Source organism: Candidatus Binataceae bacterium (assembly GCA_035294265.1).
Lineage (GTDB): Bacteria > Desulfobacterota > Binatia > Binatales > Binataceae > DATGLK01.
In genome coordinates, this window is the sequence record DATGLK010000025.1 from 16,618 (window position 1) to 34,053 (window position 17,436).

A 17,436-nucleotide genomic window follows, 5' to 3' on the forward strand; every position below is an offset into this window, starting at 1 on the left:
TGCTTGATCGAGCACCCTGAGCTCGGAGGCGAGAGAGTTGCGATGAAGCGCTGCCCGGAATGCGACCGAACTTACCCTGACAGCGAGCGCTTTTGCGCCACCGACGGTGTGGCCTTGGTCAGCGGCGCGGAGGCGGCGGGCGAACGCGCTACCCAGCGCATGGTCTCGCCGCAGGAGGCGGCGCCGGTGCCGACGCAAGCCGCCGCGGTGGAATGTCCCGTATGCGGGGGCAGGGCTTTGCCCGGCGAGGAAGTCTGCTCGTTTTGCGGAGCTCGGCTGACGGCCGGCGGAGCGACGTCATCGCCGCCGCTGCCGCCGCCGTTGCGGCCCTCCTCGGCGCTGGGCGGCTATAATTTGGGGACGCCAGGGCAGACGCAGACCTTCGACGACGATCGGCCTCAAGCGCAAGTTTCGTCTTGGCGATGGCTCAGTTGGATAGGCTATGTGCTGGCCGCTCTCATCGCGTTGACGGCGGGTGCCTGGTTTGCCTGGCATCTCAATTCAAGGGCCACCCGCATGGCGGCTGCGCCTTCGCCCTCGGCGATCAGCTCACCGGCGGTGAATAGTGGTCCGGTGGCGGCGCTGGCGGCCTATACGCAAGTCCAGGTCACGGGGGAATCGGCCGATGATCCGGCGCGCAATTCCGATGCCGCTATCAAAGTATTCAACCAGAACAAGGCGGGCCTGCTCGATGTCTATCGTAACGCCTTGGCAGGCGACCCTAAGGCGCACGACGGACTGCTGGTTAATTTGACCGTAACGCCCGACGGCAGCGTTACCGCCGGCGCAATCCAGACCTCGACTTCGCCCAACCCGGCCCTGGACGGCGATGTCATCAAGACCATGATGGGCTGGCATTACACTCCTTTTTCCGGCAGCTCGGTGCAGATCAGCTACCCGGTCGTGATGGCGCGCAATCCAGATGAACGCTCTACGGTGGACTCGGCGCTGGCTGACAAGATTGCGCATATGAATAGCGGTGAAAGTCCCGAGTACGCCAATGCCCCAGCAGTGCCCGCGCCTGCCCCCAGCGCGGCCGCTGCCAGCCCGGCCGCTACGGCGGGTGCTGGCGTGGCTTCGCTGGGGCCCAGCGCACCGCCTGTGGCGCCCGAGCCGATCGCACCGCCGGTGGCACGACCACCGCTTCATCGGGAGCGGCCGCCGGTTCGTCACGTGGCGCGTCCGCCGCGCCCGAAGCCCACGCTGCTGGCGCGCGTGCAGGAACGGTTGCGTGCCGACCGTCGCTTTGGACGGGTCGGGGTTTACACCAACGGGGGCGGAGTGGTGACGCTGTATGGCAAGGTATTCGACGACAAGGCCAAGCGGCTGGCGGTCAAAGCGGCGCGTGGCGTGGATGGGGTCAGCGACGTAATCGACAATCTGCATACCGATACCGCCGAGTGGGCGGCGGAGCAAAGTTTGGTGCTGCAGAAATTGCAGGGTGCGGGACTCACCAAGGTTACGGTTCAGATCATTGGTCACGATGCGTACCTGGACGGCGAGGTGAGCAGTAACCTGGAGCGCGAACGGGCGGTAACAATCGCGGAGAGCGCCGCGCCGGTGACGGTGCGCACCAACCTCATACGAGTGGTCCCCAAAGGCATTTTCGGCTTCTAAGAGTGTGAAAAGCGTCGGCGGTGAACTTTAAAAGATTGCACCTGTGCGGCTTCGGTCTGCTAAGCTTGACTTGTGAGTCGAGGGGACCGGAGCGCTTCCCCAGAGGTCTTGGGATATTGACAAGCTGTTAGGGTGGCGCTTATATGGCCGCAGCAGTGCCCGTAGCTAGGCGCCGGCGAGAGAGAGGTTGGAATGCCATCCAGTTGTCAGGCGATTTTTGCTGCTATGCCCAGCAGCTTCAAGCCCGAAGCTGCACAGGGACTGGATGCTACCTATCAGTTCGACCTCTCGGGTGAGGGGGGCGGCAAATGGTACGTGGTGATCAAAGACCAGACTTGCCAGGTGCATGAGGGAAGTCATACCTCGCCCAGTGTCACGCTTTCGATGACCGCGCAAGATTACGTGGATATGATAAACGGCCAAGCTAATGGCCAAGTCCTTTTTATGACGGGCCGTTTGCGTATCGCTGGCGATTTAGGCTTGGCGATCAGAATGCAGAGCCTCTTCCAACAAGGCTGAATCTGATCTATAAATGTATTACGCTCCCTTCGGAGCGCTTCGAATTCTGCCCTATACCATTCCGCTAAATAATCATTTGAGCACGTAATCACGGCTCGGACTTTTGATCAAACGACTTTGGGCATTCGGCTGATTAGCCGCCTGGGCGGCGCACTTGGAAGAGTAATTTCCCGTCAGGAGAAGGGAGCTACATGGGTTCCCAAGAGACTATGAGTAATTCGGTGGGGAGCGAGGGGCTGGAGAACGAAGCGCGCGAGGGCGAAGCTGGTTTGGCTTCCAAGCTGTCGCAGGAGCTAAGCAATTGGCGACGCAAGCGTGGCAACGCCAACCTACGCAATCATGAGGCGCGGCTCAGCCTCAAGCCGCAGAGTTCCGAGCCGGCCCGTACCATCAAGGTTCGCGGGCATGAAACCCTGGTCATCCGCAAGGCCAGGCTGGCCAGCAAACCGCGCCCCGAAGTGACGCCGCCGCGCGCCTAGTATCGCGTCTCCTCAATAGGAGGAGCGCTGCGCGGTCCGCAGAAGCGATGCCGCCCTAGCGGGGCGGGCCGCCACAGCCCATTCGTTGTCAGCGCGGGCAAGGCTGCTCGCGATTTGTGACTAAGCTGCGCGCGGTCCTTCGCTTTACTCGTCTCCGTCCGTTCACCCCGGGGTAAGGTGCTGGGTTGCCAGCTACGGATAGTTGCGAGATGCGCTCCTGGCGTAAGTCTTGGCAATAACCTCGCCAATGCGCCGCCCCGTGGTTATGCAAGTGCGTGCAGGGGTGCGGGTGGGATCGTAGAGCTGGCAAGCGGCGCGAGCCTTGCTCAAGTCTGCCGCGCTACTCCGCGCGACTCAGCCCGGAGGCTGGAAGCAGGCATTTATTCCCAGCGGATAATCTCCACCGGCAATTGTCGCGAGGCTTGGCGCGCGGGATAGATCGTGGCGACTAGGCATAATCCCATCGCAGCCACTGCGACCCAGGCGAAGGCGGCCAGGGAGGGGGCAACCGGCAGGGTTGAGATGCCGTAAATGTCGCGCGGGAGATGAATGAAATGGAAGCGAGCCAGGGCGTCGCAGCCCATTGCGCCTAGCGCCAGGCCGGCGGCCGTGCCGAGCGCTCCTACCACCAGCCCCTTGAGCATGAAGATTCGGCGGATGGCGCCACGTGTCGCACCCATCGCCATCAGGATGGCGATGTCGCGCCGCTTTTCCATCACAACCATGATCAACATAGCCACCAAATTGAAAGCGGCTACCCCGATCAGCAGTGTCAGCACCAAACTGTACACTGTCTTGAGCATCGCAAAGCCGGCCGAGGCGGCCTGATTAAGCTCGATCCAGTTGCGCACACGGTACTCAGGAAAGGGAAAAACTCGGCGCAGCCGCGCGGTGACCAAGGCGGTTTGAGAAAGGTCACGCAGTCGAATCTCGATCCCATCCACCCGCTGCGGGCGGCCGAAAAAGGCCTGAGCTTCGCTCAAATCCATGAAGATCAGATTGTCATCAATAAATTGGACGCCGGAATTGAACAGTGCGCCTACTCCCAGCGGCGCGCTGGTCGCGGTGACCGCGGCACCTGAAGCCGATACGATGGGCGAGACGATCTTGACCTGTTGCCCGACGCTTGTATGCAGCTTTTTAGCCAAACTCTGCCCGATCGCGATCCAGCCCATGAGCGAGGTTTGCGCGGGTTGAGCCTGCCCCAGGCGTCCGAGGTTGCCGGCAATAACATAATTTTGCAACTGCACGATTGAGTTGGGGTTGGAGGGATCGACCCCGCGCACCACCACTCCGCTAGCTGCGGTGGGCGAAGTCAACATCGCTTCGCCGATGATAAACGGATCCGCGCCGGCCACGCCGGGCACGCGGTCGGCCCGAGCCACCGCTCGCTGATAATCGGTTAAGCCGCCGAAGCGGACCACTTCAACCTGGGGGGTTAGACTGAGCACGCGCATGCGCAGATTGGCCTCAAACCCGTTCATCACCGCCAAGGTAATGGTCAGCGCGGCGACTCCCAGGGTGAGGCCGATGGCGGTGAAGAAACTGGTGATGGACACAAACGCGGATTTACGCCGGGAGCCCAAATAGCGCAGCGCGATCAGCGCTTCGTAACCCATCAGCGCACGCCGCGCTGGGCGACTTTCCGCCGCCATGCTCCGGTCATGCACTGGGCCCTGTTGATGACATGAACAGCTCAAAGCTAGGCTGCAAAGGTTGCAACTCGGGCGTCTGAGCCAGTACCACGATGGCGCCGTCGGCGTCCTCGGCTGAGGCAAACTGCGCCAGGCAGCAGACTTGACCCGGCTCTCCAACCGCTCGCATCAGCACGTGATTGAGGTGACCGGTCAAGTCGTTCAACCGGCGGATTTTTTCTTCGCCCTCGTCGGTCCATTGGGCCAAAGCGACGACGACCAAAGCCTGCGTTGTACCGGCACCGCGACTGCTTTGCACCGGGCCGAAGGGCTGGTAGGCACGCTCGCTGCTAAGCTCCAGCATGGCATGCAGTCGGCGGTAAAGAGGCGAGCGAGCAAGTTCGCGCCGAGCCCCGCCCAAATCAGCCAAGCTTTCCCACTCTGAGCAAGCCAGCCAGACTTGCTCATCCTGACCGCGATAAAGGCGCTGGAACTGGCAGCTCTTCTTATGTCGCAGTATTTCTGACAACTCGCGCCACAGCCGCACGCCTTCGTCCAGATGTTCCGTTTTGAAGCGCAGCCGTTGCAATTCGCACACGTGGCGCATGCGCCCGCTGACGCTATTACTATTATGGTTCAATCGAGCAGCGATGGGTTGCTCTCCTTGCCAAGGTTGGCTTCATAATAGCCCCTGTGCGCCGCTCCATTCCACGCCAAGTGCCTTTCAACGGCGGGTTAGGCGGGGCCATTGGCGGCAATTTGATTGGAGGCCTGGTGCCCGTTATGGCATGAGAGCGCGGTGGTTCCATGTTTCTGCAATGGTGCAGCTGGCCACCGAGGATTGACAGCCGCAATTAAACTTGTATTCTACAAGCATATTTAATGGCCGTGCGTGCGAAGGCCCTGCGGAGTCGAAGATGGGCGCATCTAGGGAAGAGGGATTGTTGACTGGCATGCTTACCCGCGAGCACCGAAAGCTCGATGACCTCTGGGGTCAGGCGTTGACGACGCTGAAGGGCGAGGTCACGGCGGCCGGCACACCGCTGGAGTGCTTTGCTAACGAATTGCGCCGACATATTCGAGATGAAGAGGAAATATTCTTTCCTGGCTTCGAAGAGCGCACCGGCCTCACCGCCGGGCCAACCGCGGTAATGCGGATGGAGCATCGGCAACTCGAAGTGCTGCTTCAGGCGCTGGCGGCGGGCGTGCATGGCGGGGCCTCGGATCGGCTCGGCGAGCATGCGGCGGCGCTTTCCAGCCTACTCGATAGCCACGACAAAAAAGAAGAGGGGATGCTCTATCCCATGATGGACCGGGTGTTTGACGAGGACGACGGTTTGGCCCTCTTGGCGCGGGCCGGACTTAAACGCGGTCCGCAATAAGCGGCGGCCGCCTGGTTACGAAGTAGCTATGCGCAACCCAATTGGCCGGCCGTTGGCGCTGGGCTCCGTCTCTCCGCTCCAGATGCTGCGTGGGATGCTCGATATGTCTACCCAATGGTGGCACGATGGCTTTCCGCTGCTCGGTGCGATTCGCTTAGTTCTGCTGGGCGCCACGCTATGGGCGCTTCTTAACTTGGCACACGACCCGGTTCGGGGTGCGATCGTAGTTGCGGTTTGCCTGCCGAGCTTTTTTGTCTTGCGCCAGCGTTAGGTTTGGCGCGATTCAGTTAAGGCTTGAGCGCGGTGCCAGCAGTCTGGCCAGGCTCGTGCGCCGGCGCACCAAGTTGGCCAGGGAATAGCGATCGAGTACGGTCAGGAAACTTTCGCACGCTTCCTCCAGCGCCTCCACTAGGCCGCAGGCGCCGGTAATCAAACAGCGATTACGACTCGCGTCGAAACATTCCACCGGTTTAAATCTACCCTCAGTGTAGCGCACCACGCTGCCAATATTGATCTGCTCGGGTGGCCGTGCCAACTCGATCCCACCCCCCTTGCCGCGATAGGTCCTTATGAATCCGCCGCGAGCCAAATTATGCACGACCTTCACCAGATGATTGCGCGAGATATCATACCGCTCGGCGATCTCGGCCACGTTGGCCATCGGCTGGTCGGTCACAGCCAAGTACATCAGGACCCGCAAGGCGTAATCGGTATGATAGGTAAGCTGCATATGTAACGGCGGGCTTCGTATGGCGCCGGTGCACTAGCTGCCTTGTTCTGCCCGTTCCCTAAAGATATATCAGACATTCGTATTTAAGTGATGACAAGTCAAGCCTCTCGTCTGGCGCCACGGCGGAGGACGCAAGTGTAGGTTGGGTCCGGAATCCTGAACGGTGCCGGCCCAACCGTGGGAGGCCCTCGCAATGGACGGGAACGACCGGTAGCAGCTCTGCCGGCGGATCATCGAGCCCGCCTCTGTGCTCTCGCGGAGGCAAGCTCGAGGATCTGCACCACGGACTTGCTCAGGCCTCAACCTTGATGCCTAGGGCGTCTTCGAAGGCGCGGGTTACCTCGGGCGGCTGGCCAGTCTGAAACGGATAGGCGCGTCGGTTTCCCAACGCTTTGACCCGCGCTTCGTATTCCTCGCGGGTGGGTCCATTTTCATGGTAATCGCGTTCGGCGATCGGCAATCTTACGCAGCGGTTGGTCTCGATATCACGAATCGTGGCCTTGGGATCCTCGCCTCGCTTGATCGCATCGAGGTCGGCCAAAAAGCGCTTGCGGAGCGACAGCACGCCTACATCGCTGGCGCCCAGATGCTCCTGAGTGCGATCGGCAATCGTTCCTTGCCCGACCCAGGCGATGAAATCCTGGTTCATAATATGGGTGGAAATCCAACGCCCGGTGCGTGGATCTTTAATCGGACCGCGCCAATAGGGGATTTTCTCCTGCACATAGGGGTGGCGATCGCGCGGCACCGGGTCGAAACACCAGGTCACGCTGAAGGTGTTCTCGTCGTCCACCGGCACCCTCCATTCGAAATGGCCGCCGGTAAACAGTGCGTTCGGCCATAAGCAGACGCGCCCGATGGTCCACAAGGGATGGTCTTCGCCGGCCCCCTCGCGGATGCGCCGGTAGGTAAAACCGTAATCGAACTCGTCGAAGGCGATCTTTAGATGCCGAGGTGCGACGCCGCCCTCGTGGCGCAGCTTCTTGCCCCAGTTATCGTGCATCCATTCGAAATGGACTGGGTCGATCGAATTCTCCTGGCATTGGAACCAGTTGCAGGGAATGTCGGCATAGACGATTTGGCGAAAACCGTTACGCCAGGTGAAAGGCTCCCAGTTGGGGACCAGGGGCGCCGGCTGCGGCCCCATGTAGGCCCACACTAGGCCGGCGCGTTCGGCGGCCTGATAATGTTTGATGTTGATCTTTTCCTTGAAATGGCTGTTGGGATCGGCCTGTTCCTCGTACGGTTGCGCCACGCAGCGGCCCTGCGCGTCGAAGGCCCAGCCGTGATAATTGCAGCGTAGGCCGCATTCTTCCACCCATCCGTAGGACAGGTCGGCGCGACGATGGGGGCAATGGCGATCCAGCAGGCCGTAGCTGCCTTGCTGGTCGCGAAAGAGCACCAGGTCTTCGCCCATCAGGCGCACCGCCTTGACCGGATTTTCCTCCATCTCGGTGACCGCTGCGATCGGATGCCAGTAGCGGCGCATCAATTCGCCCATCGGAGTTCCGGGACCGACCTGGGTAAAGATCCGGTTGGCGGCTTCGCTCAGCATCGAGATTCCTCCTGTGCGATCAGCCGCGGCGCGGCGCGGCTTTCCTTTGGGAAGCCTAGCTTCTATGATGCCCCGGTCAAGAGCGCAAATTTATCCTTGGGAGGCGTTCGATGGCCAGTTCAGCGCCGCACAATCCTCCGTTCCGTGCCGAGCACGTAGGAAGCTTTTTGCGCCCGCCCGCCCTGCTGGCCGCGCGCGAGGAGTTCAAGGCTGGCCGGCTGCCGGCGGCCCGGCTGCGCGAGCTCGAAGACGAGGCGATCGGTAAGGTAGTCGCTTATCAAGAAGAGCTCGGCTTACAATCGATCACCGACGGCGAGTACCGGCGCGAGGTTTTCTACGCCGATTTCTACGCCCGCGGCCTGGGCGGAATCGCGATGGGTCACGACCCCGAGATCGATCAGACCTTCTTTATCGATACAAGCGGCAACAAGATTCCCATTCCGCAGCCGGTGGTCAACGGGCGGATGCGCTGGCACGGGCCGATCCACGTCGATGACTTCAACTTCATCCGCGCGCGCACCCAGCGCACGCCCAAGATCACGATTCCCTCGCCGACCATTATCCATCTGCGCGCCAGCCGCAAAAACATCAGCCGTGAGGTCTACCCCGAGATCGAGCTGTTTTGGGACGATATCGTCGAAGCCTTCCAAAAAGAGCTGCAGGCGCTGGCCGCGGCCGGTTGTACCTACGTCCAGATGGACGAAACCACGCTGTGTGCGTTGAGCGATCCGGCCGGATGGGAGCGGTTGCGCCGGCGCGGCGAAGACCCGCACAAGCTGCTATACGAGGTGTATCCGGCGGTGATCAACCGGGCGCTGGAGGGTCGCCCGCCCCAGATCCATCTAGCGCTCCATCTGTGCCGCGGCAACAACCTCAGCTCCTGGACCTCCGAAGGCGGCTACGATCCGTTTGCCGAGATGCTCTTCAACCGGCTCAACGTCGATTCCTACTTCCTGGAATACGACACCCCGCGCGCCGGCAGTTTCGAGCCGCTGCGCCAAGTGCCTAAGCACAAGACGGTAGTGCTGGGACTGGTTTCGACCAAGTTTCCCGAACTGGAGGCCAAAGACGCGCTCAAGCGCCGCATCGAGGAGGCAGGCAAATATATTGCCCTGGATCAGTGCTGCCTGAGTCCGCAATGCGGCTTTGCCAGCACCATCCCCGGCAATCTCATCACGCCCGAACAGCAGAGCGCCAAGCTGCGCCTGGTGATCGAGACCGCGCGCGAGGTCTGGGGTTAGAAGGGTAGCCCTATCGTGCGTGCGAAAAAGCTTGGCGTGCGGGCCAGCGGTTGTAGCGTGGCGGATGGAGGGATTCAAATACCCGTCCACCTGCCACGCCAGCTGCGCAATCTGTGAACACAGCCGAGAGTACAAACCATACTTCGCACGATCGAAGGAGGGAAATTCCTCGCCCTCAGCCCGCGCGGGGCGGGCTGGGAGGGCTACTTCGCGGATTTGAGCAATTCGTCGAAATCGATGCTGGATTTTTCCGGAAGCGTCACGGCGACCCGTTGTCCACCCGGTAGCATAATTTGTACGTTTACCCCTTGGGGGAACGTAACCTGAAACTTCCCCTCGCGATCCGAAACCGCTTCCTTGGTAACCGCATCGACGAACGCATCGCCCAGCATCTGGGTGTCGCACAGGAAAGCGATCTTGCGCCCCTCGGCGGCTTTTCCACCCGGTTCACGCAGGGTGCCTTTGATGGTGATATCAGGCATGGTGTTATCACCCTCCTCTCTGAGCCCGCCTTTTATCATGGATTTATACGCTCAACAACGCTGGTGCTGTAGCCATCGGCGCACTCGGCGGCGTCGGATTCACCAGTCGTAGCCGGGGCCATTGTCACTCTGAGCGGCGGAAGCCGAAGCGGCCAGGGTTGGTAAGCCGCCGAGAGTCTGGGCCGCATCGGAGGCGACGATTAGCCCGGTGTGATTGAGGATCAACGGGGCCAGTACGCTGGCGTGCGCCACCACGATGGGAGCTGCCGGGAGGGCGAGGCAGCCGGCGCAACCCAAGAAAACTGCCCCCATACCGGCCCGCGCCGCGCTGTTGCGCCATTGCGCCCCCGTCATTTGGGAAGCTCAGGCGGCGCGGGCAATCGCGCCGTGCGGTTCAACGCCGGCGGCTTGGAGGGCCTCGCGGATGCGCCGGCATTCGTCTGCTTCCAGCGCGACCAGCGGCGGTCGCACGGCGGCGCAGGGCAAGCGCCCCAGAATGGCGAGCGCGACTTTCATCCGATTGTGCATGTCCACCAGCGGGGGTGCGTAAAAGACTTGCGCCAGGGGATAGATGCGCTCGTAGAGGCTGCGGGCGGCGCTCAGATCGCCGGCCTGGAATGCGCTCCACAGCGCGACGTGAAGGTCCGCGATAACGCTACCGCTGCCCGACAAGATGCCGCGGCAGCCCAGTACCAGGGAACTCATCAGCCAGGCGCTGTGGGTGGTCAGCACGCTGAGCGGGCGGGGCAGGTGTTGCAGTACCCGGATGTGGCGCTCGTGCAGCACGACGTCGTTGCACCAATCCTTGATCGCGCACAGGCTAGGGATGCGCTCGGACAGCATCACCAACGTCTCCAGGGGATAACCCTGGCCGCCGGCCAGCGGATATTGAAACGCGATCAAAGGTAGATCGCTGGCCTGGGCGATAGTCTCGAAGTGAGCCAACGCCATCGCAGGTCGCCGCTGGGCGCCCATCGTGAAGGGCGCCGGGGGAAAAACCAAGAGGGCGGAAGCGCCGGCCGCTTGCGCCATTCGCGCCAGGCGCGCGGCTTCCAGCGAGCCGTCGGCGTACACGCCTTGCACGATCGGCAGCCGGTCGCCGATTTCCTCAAGCGTTAAGTCCAACACCCAACGCTGCTCCTCGAAGCTGCACGAGGCCACTTCCGAAGCGTGGGCGTTGACCGTGATCGCGCTCAGACCGGCCACCGCCGTTATGTCGCGCAGATGGCGCCGGTAGGCGGCAGGGTCGATCTGGAGGTCGCGATCGAAAGGCAACAGGCAGGCTGGAATTACGCCTTGAGGCTGAAAACCAAGCGGTGCCATGGTAGCCCTCCCTGCAGTAATTGCACGAACCTATCACCCGCTCGGCCCGGCGGTCTATGGTGAATCAGTGGGCGGCGGCGTGCGCTTGCGAGGCCTGCGAGACGGAGTCGGCTATCTGCCGACTCATTTGCCCCAAGGCTTGGCTGAGCGCCGCAGCCTGGGCACTGGCGGAATCGGAGTCGGCCGTGAGGGTGATCGCGCTGTGCCCCTGGCAGACCATCTGCCCGGCCTGATTGCTGATGCTCCATTGCGCGTCGACCCGGCATTGTCTGCCCGTGTCGCACTGAAAGTTAGTGGCATTGAGCGTGACCGCGTAATCGACGTGGGTGCTGCTATACCAGGGGTAGTTGACGATCCGTACCGGACCGAGCAATTGCGCCAGGTTTTCGTTCAGCACCGAGCGTACCGCAGCGCTGAGTGGCTCGGCCCACAGATCGTTATCGGCGATTTTCAACCGGTTGGCATCGATGCGGGTGACCATCTCTCGCCGGTCCAGGTAGGCGGGCAGATGAATCTCACCCAGTCCAATGGTCAGTTCCGAGCCGGTGCTTGGCGAAGTGGCGCTGGCGGCGATGGGAGTGAGAATGTAATAGCTAGTGCGGTCGGGCACTGGAGCCAGAAGCGATGAGCACGCGGCTACCAGGGGGGCGAATAGGCTCAGGCTGAGCAGTAGTAGATAGGGACGCGCTGTGTTCATTGTGCTCCGGCGGCACGCCCGCGCACCAGGGCGCTGGGGTTGCGCTGCAGATAATCGGCCAGGCGCTGGGTTGCCGCGGCGGCGGCCGACAGATCACGCAAGGTCTTGAGCAGTTGATAATTGAGCGGCGAGTCCGGCTGCGTCACCACCCCCAGTTGGGCGAAAGTCAGGCGAGCCTGATCCAAGGTTTGGGTCGCGGCCTGGCTGGTTTGGCGCAAACTGGTGCTCAGCGTCGCCGATTGGCCACGCAGGTCCCGCGCCAGCTCGGTAAACTGCGCGGTCATCATATCTAGCTTGCGCGTGCTCTCGTTCAAGTTATGCAAAGTGACGGGCATCGCGGCCAGAGTTTGCTGCAGCCCAGGTGCGTTGAGCAGGCGGTTGGCGCCATCCAAGGTCCCGGTCAAGGCTTCGGTCAGGTGGGTGATGTTGACTTCGTCCAACTGGCCGACCAGTCGGCTCAGCGCGGATTGGGCCTTCTGATATTCGGTCTGGACCGTGGGAATCTCGGTATAAACCGAGGGCTGGGGCAACACAAAATGCGGCTTGCTGCCGGGCTTCATGTCCAAGGCGACATAGAGCATCCCGGTGACCAGGCTTTCGATCGCCAACTGACCGCGCAGCCCTGAAGCGACTAGATTCTTGATCGTGCGCTGAGGGTTTTCGATGCGCAGGCCGTGACTTAGGATGCGGTTTTCGTTGAGTTCGATGACAACCGGAATGGTGATGTTGAAAAGCTGGGTATGGTGGTTCTGCCCGGGTTCGTCCAAGGTCAACAGAATACGCGAGACCGAGCCTATCTCGACGCCGCGAAACTTCACCGGCGCACCTACCCGCAGGCCGTTGACATCGCCGGAAAAAAACAGCACACAGCGAAAGGTCTTGGTGAACAAGCGGCCCGAGGCCAAAATCACCACCGCGGTGCCCGCGATCGCAATTGCACCCAGAACGAAAAGCCCCACCAAGGTGGGACTGACGTGTTTACCCATGGCTTGAATCCATAGCTTAGCGTGCCCCGCGAGTTAGAAAAGTCAGCACTTGCGCATTGGGTGGATGGGCCAGCAGCTCCTTGGGAGGGCCGCTGGCGGTCATCGCGCGGTGGTCCACGTCTAAAAAGATAGCGTTGCTGCCGATCGCAAAGATGCTGGCCAGGTCGTGACTGACCACTACCACGGTCGCGCCCAGGTTGTCGCGCATAGCCAGGATCAGGTCATCCAGGCGCCGCGCACTGACTGGGTCCAAGCCCGAGGAGGGCTCGTCGAAGAAGAGAAATTCAGGGTCCAGGGCGATGGCCCGTGCCAGCCCCGCACGCTTCTGCATCCCGCCGCTTATCTCCGAGGGATAGTAATCCTCGAAGCCGCGCAGTCCCACCAGCGCCAGCTTGAGCGCGGCCACCTCGCGAATCTCCGCCGGCTTCAGATCGGTGAATTCGGCCAGCGGCAGGCCGATATTTTCTGCCAAGGTTAGCGAACTCCATAGCGCCGAGCCCTGGTAAAGGATACCGACTCGGCGCAGGATCTGGCGGCGGGCTTCGGCGTCGGCATGAACGAAATCGGCCTGGCCGTAAAAAATCTCTCCCTGCTTGGTCGGATTCAAACCGATTAGATGGCGTAGGATGGTGCTTTTGCCCGAGCCGCTGCCGCCCATGATGATGAAGACGTCGCCCCGATGCACGGTGAAATTAACGTCGCGCATGACCACGAAATCACCGTAAGCCAGCACCAGGTCGCGCACCGTGATCATCGGCGCGCGGTCGCTGGGCGCCGCGGATCCCTCCGCCACGGGATTGTCTGCGGCTTTCAGCGCCATCTTTAGATTCCCAACATGTTGAAGACGAAGGCGAACAGACCGCAAGCGCAGACCACCAGCACGATGCCCATGACCACGGCGCGAGTGGCGGCATCGCCTACCGCCGAGCTGCTGGTGCCACATTCAAAGCCACGCAAACAGCCCGCCAGCCCCACCAGCACGCCATAGACCACGCTCTTGAACAACCCCCCCAGGAGCATAGTCATGGTGACCGCGCTCTCGGTTTCTCTCAGGTATGCGGTGAACGACAGATGGAGTAGGGAGGTGCCGATCGTGGCCCCGCCCAGAATGCCGACCAAGTCGGAGTAAAGGCATAACAGCGGCATCATCAGCACCAGCCCCATCATTCGCGGCAGAACCAGGAATTCCACCGGCGAGACTCCCATGGTCTGGAAGGCGTCGATCTCCTGGGAGACCTTCATGCTGCCCAGCTGGGCGGCAAAGGCCGCGCCAGTGCGGCCGGCCATGATGATTGCCGTCATCATCGCCCCCATCTCGCGCACCATTGCGATTCCCACCAGGTCTGCCACGAAAATGGAGGCGCCGAACTGCTGCAACTGGATCGCGCCCATGAAGGCCAGGATAATTCCGACCAGGTAGCTTATCAGGGTGACGATTCCCAACGCGTGCACGCCACAGTCTTGGATTGCCAGCATTAGGTCGATGCGCCGCCAGCGTGCCCGTGCGGTCATCCAATGCCAAAAGGCGATGGAAACCTGGCCGAAAAAGTTGAGCGAGGAGTTCCAGTTACGGCCATAATCGATACCCCACAGGCCTAATCTTTGCAGGAACGGTGGCGGCTTGCGCGAGGCAGCGGTCGAAACCTTCTCGGGCACCGCCTGTGCCGTTTCCATCATCCGGCGCAAACCCTCGGGCAAGGCACTGAGGTCCAACGCAGCCCCGGCTTGCCGGCAGCGATCGGCTGCTCGCAGCAGGAAAGTCAGGATACTGCTGTCCCAACTCGTCACTTCGGCCGCGACGACCACGCGGGCGGGTTGGCGCAGTTCGGCCAGTTGCTGGCCCAGTTCCTCGGCCGAGGGCATCCCATGGTGTAAGCGCCAAGCGCCCGAAAGCTGCATCAGCAGGGTGCTATCGTCACGCCGCTGCAGAGCAACAAGCGCGTTGGCTGTGGGCAAAGTTGCGGCAGTCATCAGTCAAGCGTTCTTAAGTTGTAGCCTATTGGCGGGGCCGCCGTAAGTGGGAGGGATGCTAAAAGTCGCTTTCTCAACGTTATACCGAGAGTATGCATTCGATCTGCTCGAGCATCGAGCGGCCGGGCCGAACTGGTTAAATCTTCGAGCTCACGGCAGTTGAGCGGCGTTAGCACACCATCGTGGCCGGCGCCCGGCTAGCCCCTCGCGCAGATTGTCCACCGCCATCTCGGCCATCTTTTGCCGCGTTGCCACCGAGGCGCTGCCGATGTGGGGCGTGATCACGACGTTAGGAAAGCTCAGCAACGGACTTGCGGAGTCCAGCGGCTCGCGCGCTGTGACATCCAAGCCCGCGCCGCCCAGTCGGCCGCTAGCCAGGGCCTGCACTAATGCCGGTTCGACGATCTCTTCGCCACGGGCGGTATTGACCAGGATAGCACCAGGTTTCATCAGGGCAAATTGCGCTGGGCCGATCAGTCCGCGTGTGGCCGCGGTCAAGGGAGCGTGGAGGGAAATAAAATCGGCGCGTTGCAGTAACTCGTTTAAGGGCAGGAACTCGGCCTCATCCGGCAGCTTCACTGGAGCGGGATTGTTATACAATATGCGCATCCCGAAACCGCGCCCCCGACGTGCCATCGCCGTTCCGATCTTGCCCATCCCGATGATTCCTAAAGTGGCGCCGTAAAGATCGCGGCCGAGCAGGATGTCAGGACCCCAGGTTTGCCAATTTCCCGCTCGCACGTACCGATCGGCTTCGACCACCCGCCGCGCCACCGCCATCAGCAAAGCAAAGGCCAGCTCGGCGGTCGTCTCGGTCAATACGCCTGGGGTATGGCCGACCGGGATACCGCGGGCCGCGGCCGCGGCCAGATCGATATTGTCGGTACCGACCGCCATCTGGCTTATCGCGCGCAGATGGGGTGTTGCGCGCAAGACTTCAGCATCTAACCGATCGGTGACCATCGTAAGCACCCCTTGCGCGAGGGCTAGATGGGCCCGCAACGCGGCGGGTGGAGGGGGCAGCGGATCGGACCATAAATCGACCTGGGCAAATTGAGCGAGCTGGGCCAAGGCCGAAGCCGCTATTGTTCGAGTCACAAACACGCGCGGCAAGGGGGTAGTCATCGGGGCTCACATAGCATGAGGCGCATCCGCTGTCACTTTGCGTGCGGCTCGCATTCAGCACCTTAACAAGCCGCGCCGGCGCGCCGATAATGATGGGGAAAGTGCACCAAAATGGAGGGACCGTCATGAGTGATGGGACCGAATCCGGCGCTAATCGCCAAGCGTTGCGTCCTCGCAGCGGTGACCTGATGCTGCTGGACCTGGCCGCCGAAGTCGCCCGTCTCAAGCAACAGCCGCAATGGGACGCCACCGACCGCCATGCGCTGAGCCTGGTGAAGGATGCTGGGCTCAACGTGATGCTGTTAGTGCTCAAGCGCGGCGCACACATGGCCGAGCATCACGCCAAGGGGCCGATCGCGCTGCATGTATTGGAGGGTTGTATCCGCTTCAGCGCCAACGGTCAGAGCGTGCAGGCCACGGCCGGCAAACTGCTGGCTTTGGACCGCCAGGTTCCGCACGGCGTGGAGGCGGTGGAGGAATCTACTTTATTGCTGATCACCGCGATCGGGTGAAGGTGGGCGAACGCGGCCATTGATTTGACTGCCGCGGCCGAGGCGGTCTATGGGAAAGAAGCGGCGGGGCGATGGATCAAGAGCGCCCGCTCGGTTTTGCCGATGCATTTTGTATACGAGAGCGCGCCGGCGCGCGTGATTTTTTTCCCCGGCGCATTGTCCCAGCTACCTGCCGAAGTCGAGCGCCTGGGCCGGCGCGCGCTGATTCTCTCCACCCCCGGTCATCGCCAACTTGCCGACGACGCAGCCAGCGGTTTGGGCGCACGCAGCGTCGGCGTTTTCGCCGGCGCCGTGATGCATGTTCCGGTTGAAATTGCTCAGGCCGGCCGCTCGATGGCGCGCGAGCTTAAGGCCGATTGCCTGGTCCCGATCGGTGGCGGTTCGACCACCGGGCTGGCCAAGGCGATTGCGCTGGAGCTGGAGTTGCCGATCCTGGCGGTGCCGACCACCTACGCTGGCTCCGAGCTGACGGCTATCTGGGGGCTTACGGAAAACAGCCGCAAGCGCACCGGGGTCGATCCGCGAGTGCGGCCAAAAACGGTGCTGTACGATCCCGAACTGACCTTGGGATTGCCTTTTGCGCTTTCACTCACCAGCGCGATCAACGCGCTCGCCCATTGCGTGGAGGCGCTTTACGCTAAGCCGGCCAATCCCGCCGTCGCCGCGTTGGCCGAGGAGGGTATCAGGCTGATAGCGAGCAGTCTGCCAAGGTTGGCGGCAAGTGGCGCCGACCCGGGCGCGCGCGAGCGATTGCTGTGCGGCGCGTGGTTGGGGGGCATTGCCCTGGACGCCGGCGGCAGCGCCTTACATCATAAGCTCTGCCATACCCTGGGCGGGAGCTTCAATTTGCCTCATGCTGAAACGCATACCGTGGTGCTACCCCACGCGCTCGCCTACAACGCTCCGGCGGTACCGGAGGCGATGGCGCGAATTGGGCGCGCGCTGGAGAGCGTTACGCCGGCGGACGCGCTTTACGACCTGATCGAGAAGCTGGGCGGGCCGACCTCGCTGCAGCAGCTTGGAATGCGCGCGGAAGATCTCGAGACCGCCGTCGAGTTGGCTGCGCAAAATCCCTATTACAATCCCCGCCCCATCACGCCCGAGGGGGTACGCGCGCTGCTGCAGGCGGCCTTCGAGGGCCGCCGTCCGGCATAGTTGTCCCAGCCGCGCCTATGCTAGGACA

The 17,436-nt window shown here is 62.0% G+C and carries 20 protein-coding genes; 8 read left to right on the forward strand and 12 right to left on the reverse strand.

Annotated elements, in window-relative coordinates; all coding sequences use genetic code 11:
* The first annotated feature begins 42 nt into the window (after positions 1 to 42).
* The 3 genes from VKV28_04175 to VKV28_04185 all read left to right on the forward strand — a co-directional run bounded on the left by VKV28_04175 (position 43) and on the right by VKV28_04185 (position 2,615).
* Positions 43 to 1,617: a BON domain-containing protein gene (locus tag VKV28_04175; protein HLH75985.1), complete on the forward strand. Its 1,575-nt coding sequence runs from the start codon at positions 43 to 45 to the stop codon at positions 1,615 to 1,617.
* A gap of 192 nt (positions 1,618 to 1,809) precedes the next feature.
* On the forward strand, positions 1,810 to 2,136 hold the full coding sequence (locus VKV28_04180; GenBank protein HLH75986.1) for an SCP2 sterol-binding domain-containing protein: 327 nt from the start codon (positions 1,810 to 1,812) through the stop codon (positions 2,134 to 2,136).
* A 191-nt stretch (positions 2,137 to 2,327) separates the two neighbouring features.
* Positions 2,328 to 2,615: a hypothetical protein gene (locus VKV28_04185; GenBank protein ID HLH75987.1), complete on the forward strand. Its 288-nt coding sequence runs from the start codon at positions 2,328 to 2,330 to the stop codon at positions 2,613 to 2,615.
* A 380-nt stretch (positions 2,616 to 2,995) separates the two neighbouring features.
* Here VKV28_04185 and VKV28_04190 read toward each other — a convergent pair whose 3' ends face one another.
* Together VKV28_04190 and VKV28_04195 are read right to left on the reverse strand one after the other, a co-directional pair.
* On the reverse strand, positions 2,996 to 4,270 hold the full coding sequence (locus tag VKV28_04190) for an FtsX-like permease family protein (protein HLH75988.1): 1,275 nt from the start codon (positions 4,268 to 4,270) through the stop codon (positions 2,996 to 2,998).
* Positions 4,271 to 4,277: 7 nt separating this feature from the next.
* Positions 4,278 to 4,889 (reverse strand): hypothetical protein, encoded by a 612-nt coding sequence (locus VKV28_04195; GenBank protein HLH75989.1) that lies wholly within the window; start codon positions 4,887 to 4,889, stop codon positions 4,278 to 4,280.
* 277 nt (positions 4,890 to 5,166) lie between these two features.
* Here VKV28_04195 and VKV28_04200 point away from each other — a divergent pair, with 277 nt between their 5' ends.
* On the forward strand, positions 5,167 to 5,631 hold the full coding sequence (locus tag VKV28_04200; GenBank protein ID HLH75990.1) for a hemerythrin domain-containing protein: 465 nt from the start codon (positions 5,167 to 5,169) through the stop codon (positions 5,629 to 5,631).
* 28 nt (positions 5,632 to 5,659) lie between these two features.
* On the forward strand, positions 5,660 to 5,902 hold the full coding sequence (locus tag VKV28_04205) for a hypothetical protein (GenBank protein HLH75991.1): 243 nt from the start codon (positions 5,660 to 5,662) through the stop codon (positions 5,900 to 5,902).
* 12 nt (positions 5,903 to 5,914) lie between these two features.
* Here the strand turns inward: VKV28_04205 and VKV28_04210 are convergent, their stop codons facing one another.
* Complete coding sequence (locus VKV28_04210; protein HLH75992.1) at positions 5,915 to 6,361, reverse strand: Rrf2 family transcriptional regulator; 447 nt, start codon at positions 6,359 to 6,361, stop codon at positions 5,915 to 5,917.
* 292 nt (positions 6,362 to 6,653) lie between these two features.
* A complete protein-coding gene (locus tag VKV28_04215; GenBank protein HLH75993.1) occupies positions 6,654 to 7,916 on the reverse strand; it encodes an aromatic ring-hydroxylating dioxygenase subunit alpha in 1,263 nt (420 codons plus the stop codon).
* 110 nt (positions 7,917 to 8,026) lie between these two features.
* Between VKV28_04215 and VKV28_04220 the strand changes: the two genes are divergently transcribed.
* Positions 8,027 to 9,157, forward strand: coding sequence for a 5-methyltetrahydropteroyltriglutamate--homocysteine S-methyltransferase (locus tag VKV28_04220; protein ID HLH75994.1), 1,131 nt, complete (start codon positions 8,027 to 8,029; stop codon positions 9,155 to 9,157).
* A 203-nt stretch (positions 9,158 to 9,360) separates the two neighbouring features.
* Here the strand turns inward: VKV28_04220 and VKV28_04225 are convergent, their stop codons facing one another.
* The 8 genes from VKV28_04225 to VKV28_04260 all read right to left on the reverse strand — a co-directional run bounded on the left by VKV28_04225 (position 9,361) and on the right by VKV28_04260 (position 15,714).
* Complete coding sequence (locus VKV28_04225; GenBank protein ID HLH75995.1) at positions 9,361 to 9,639, reverse strand: hypothetical protein; 279 nt, start codon at positions 9,637 to 9,639, stop codon at positions 9,361 to 9,363.
* Between the two features lie 99 nt (positions 9,640 to 9,738).
* Entirely contained in the window at positions 9,739 to 9,993 is a 255-nt protein-coding gene (locus VKV28_04230; protein ID HLH75996.1) for a hypothetical protein, read from the reverse strand.
* Positions 9,994 to 10,002: 9 nt separating this feature from the next.
* Positions 10,003 to 10,962 (reverse strand): dihydrodipicolinate synthase family protein, encoded by a 960-nt coding sequence (locus tag VKV28_04235; GenBank protein HLH75997.1) that lies wholly within the window; start codon positions 10,960 to 10,962, stop codon positions 10,003 to 10,005.
* Between the two features lie 64 nt (positions 10,963 to 11,026).
* The gene (locus VKV28_04240; protein HLH75998.1) at positions 11,027 to 11,659 is read right to left on the reverse strand and encodes a PqiC family protein; all 633 of its coding nucleotides are present in this window, start codon (positions 11,657 to 11,659) and stop codon (positions 11,027 to 11,029) included.
* On the reverse strand, positions 11,656 to 12,645 hold the full coding sequence (locus tag VKV28_04245; protein HLH75999.1) for an MlaD family protein: 990 nt from the start codon (positions 12,643 to 12,645) through the stop codon (positions 11,656 to 11,658). Before VKV28_04245 ends, VKV28_04240 begins: the two co-directional genes overlap by 4 nt.
* A gap of 16 nt (positions 12,646 to 12,661) precedes the next feature.
* Positions 12,662 to 13,465 (reverse strand): ATP-binding cassette domain-containing protein, encoded by an 804-nt coding sequence (locus VKV28_04250; GenBank protein ID HLH76000.1) that lies wholly within the window; start codon positions 13,463 to 13,465, stop codon positions 12,662 to 12,664.
* Positions 13,466 to 13,467: 2 nt separating this feature from the next.
* Positions 13,468 to 14,616 (reverse strand): ABC transporter permease, encoded by a 1,149-nt coding sequence (locus VKV28_04255; GenBank protein ID HLH76001.1) that lies wholly within the window; start codon positions 14,614 to 14,616, stop codon positions 13,468 to 13,470.
* A gap of 150 nt (positions 14,617 to 14,766) precedes the next feature.
* Positions 14,767 to 15,714, reverse strand: a complete 948-nt coding sequence (locus tag VKV28_04260) for a D-glycerate dehydrogenase (protein ID HLH76002.1) — start codon at positions 15,712 to 15,714, stop codon at positions 14,767 to 14,769.
* Positions 15,715 to 15,866: 152 nt separating this feature from the next.
* Between VKV28_04260 and VKV28_04265 the strand changes: the two genes are divergently transcribed.
* Entirely contained in the window at positions 15,867 to 16,253 is a 387-nt protein-coding gene (locus tag VKV28_04265) for a hypothetical protein (GenBank protein HLH76003.1), read from the forward strand.
* A gap of 24 nt (positions 16,254 to 16,277) precedes the next feature.
* Positions 16,278 to 17,408, forward strand: coding sequence for a maleylacetate reductase (locus tag VKV28_04270; protein HLH76004.1), 1,131 nt, complete (start codon positions 16,278 to 16,280; stop codon positions 17,406 to 17,408).
* Positions 17,409 to 17,436: the final 28 nt, after the last annotated feature.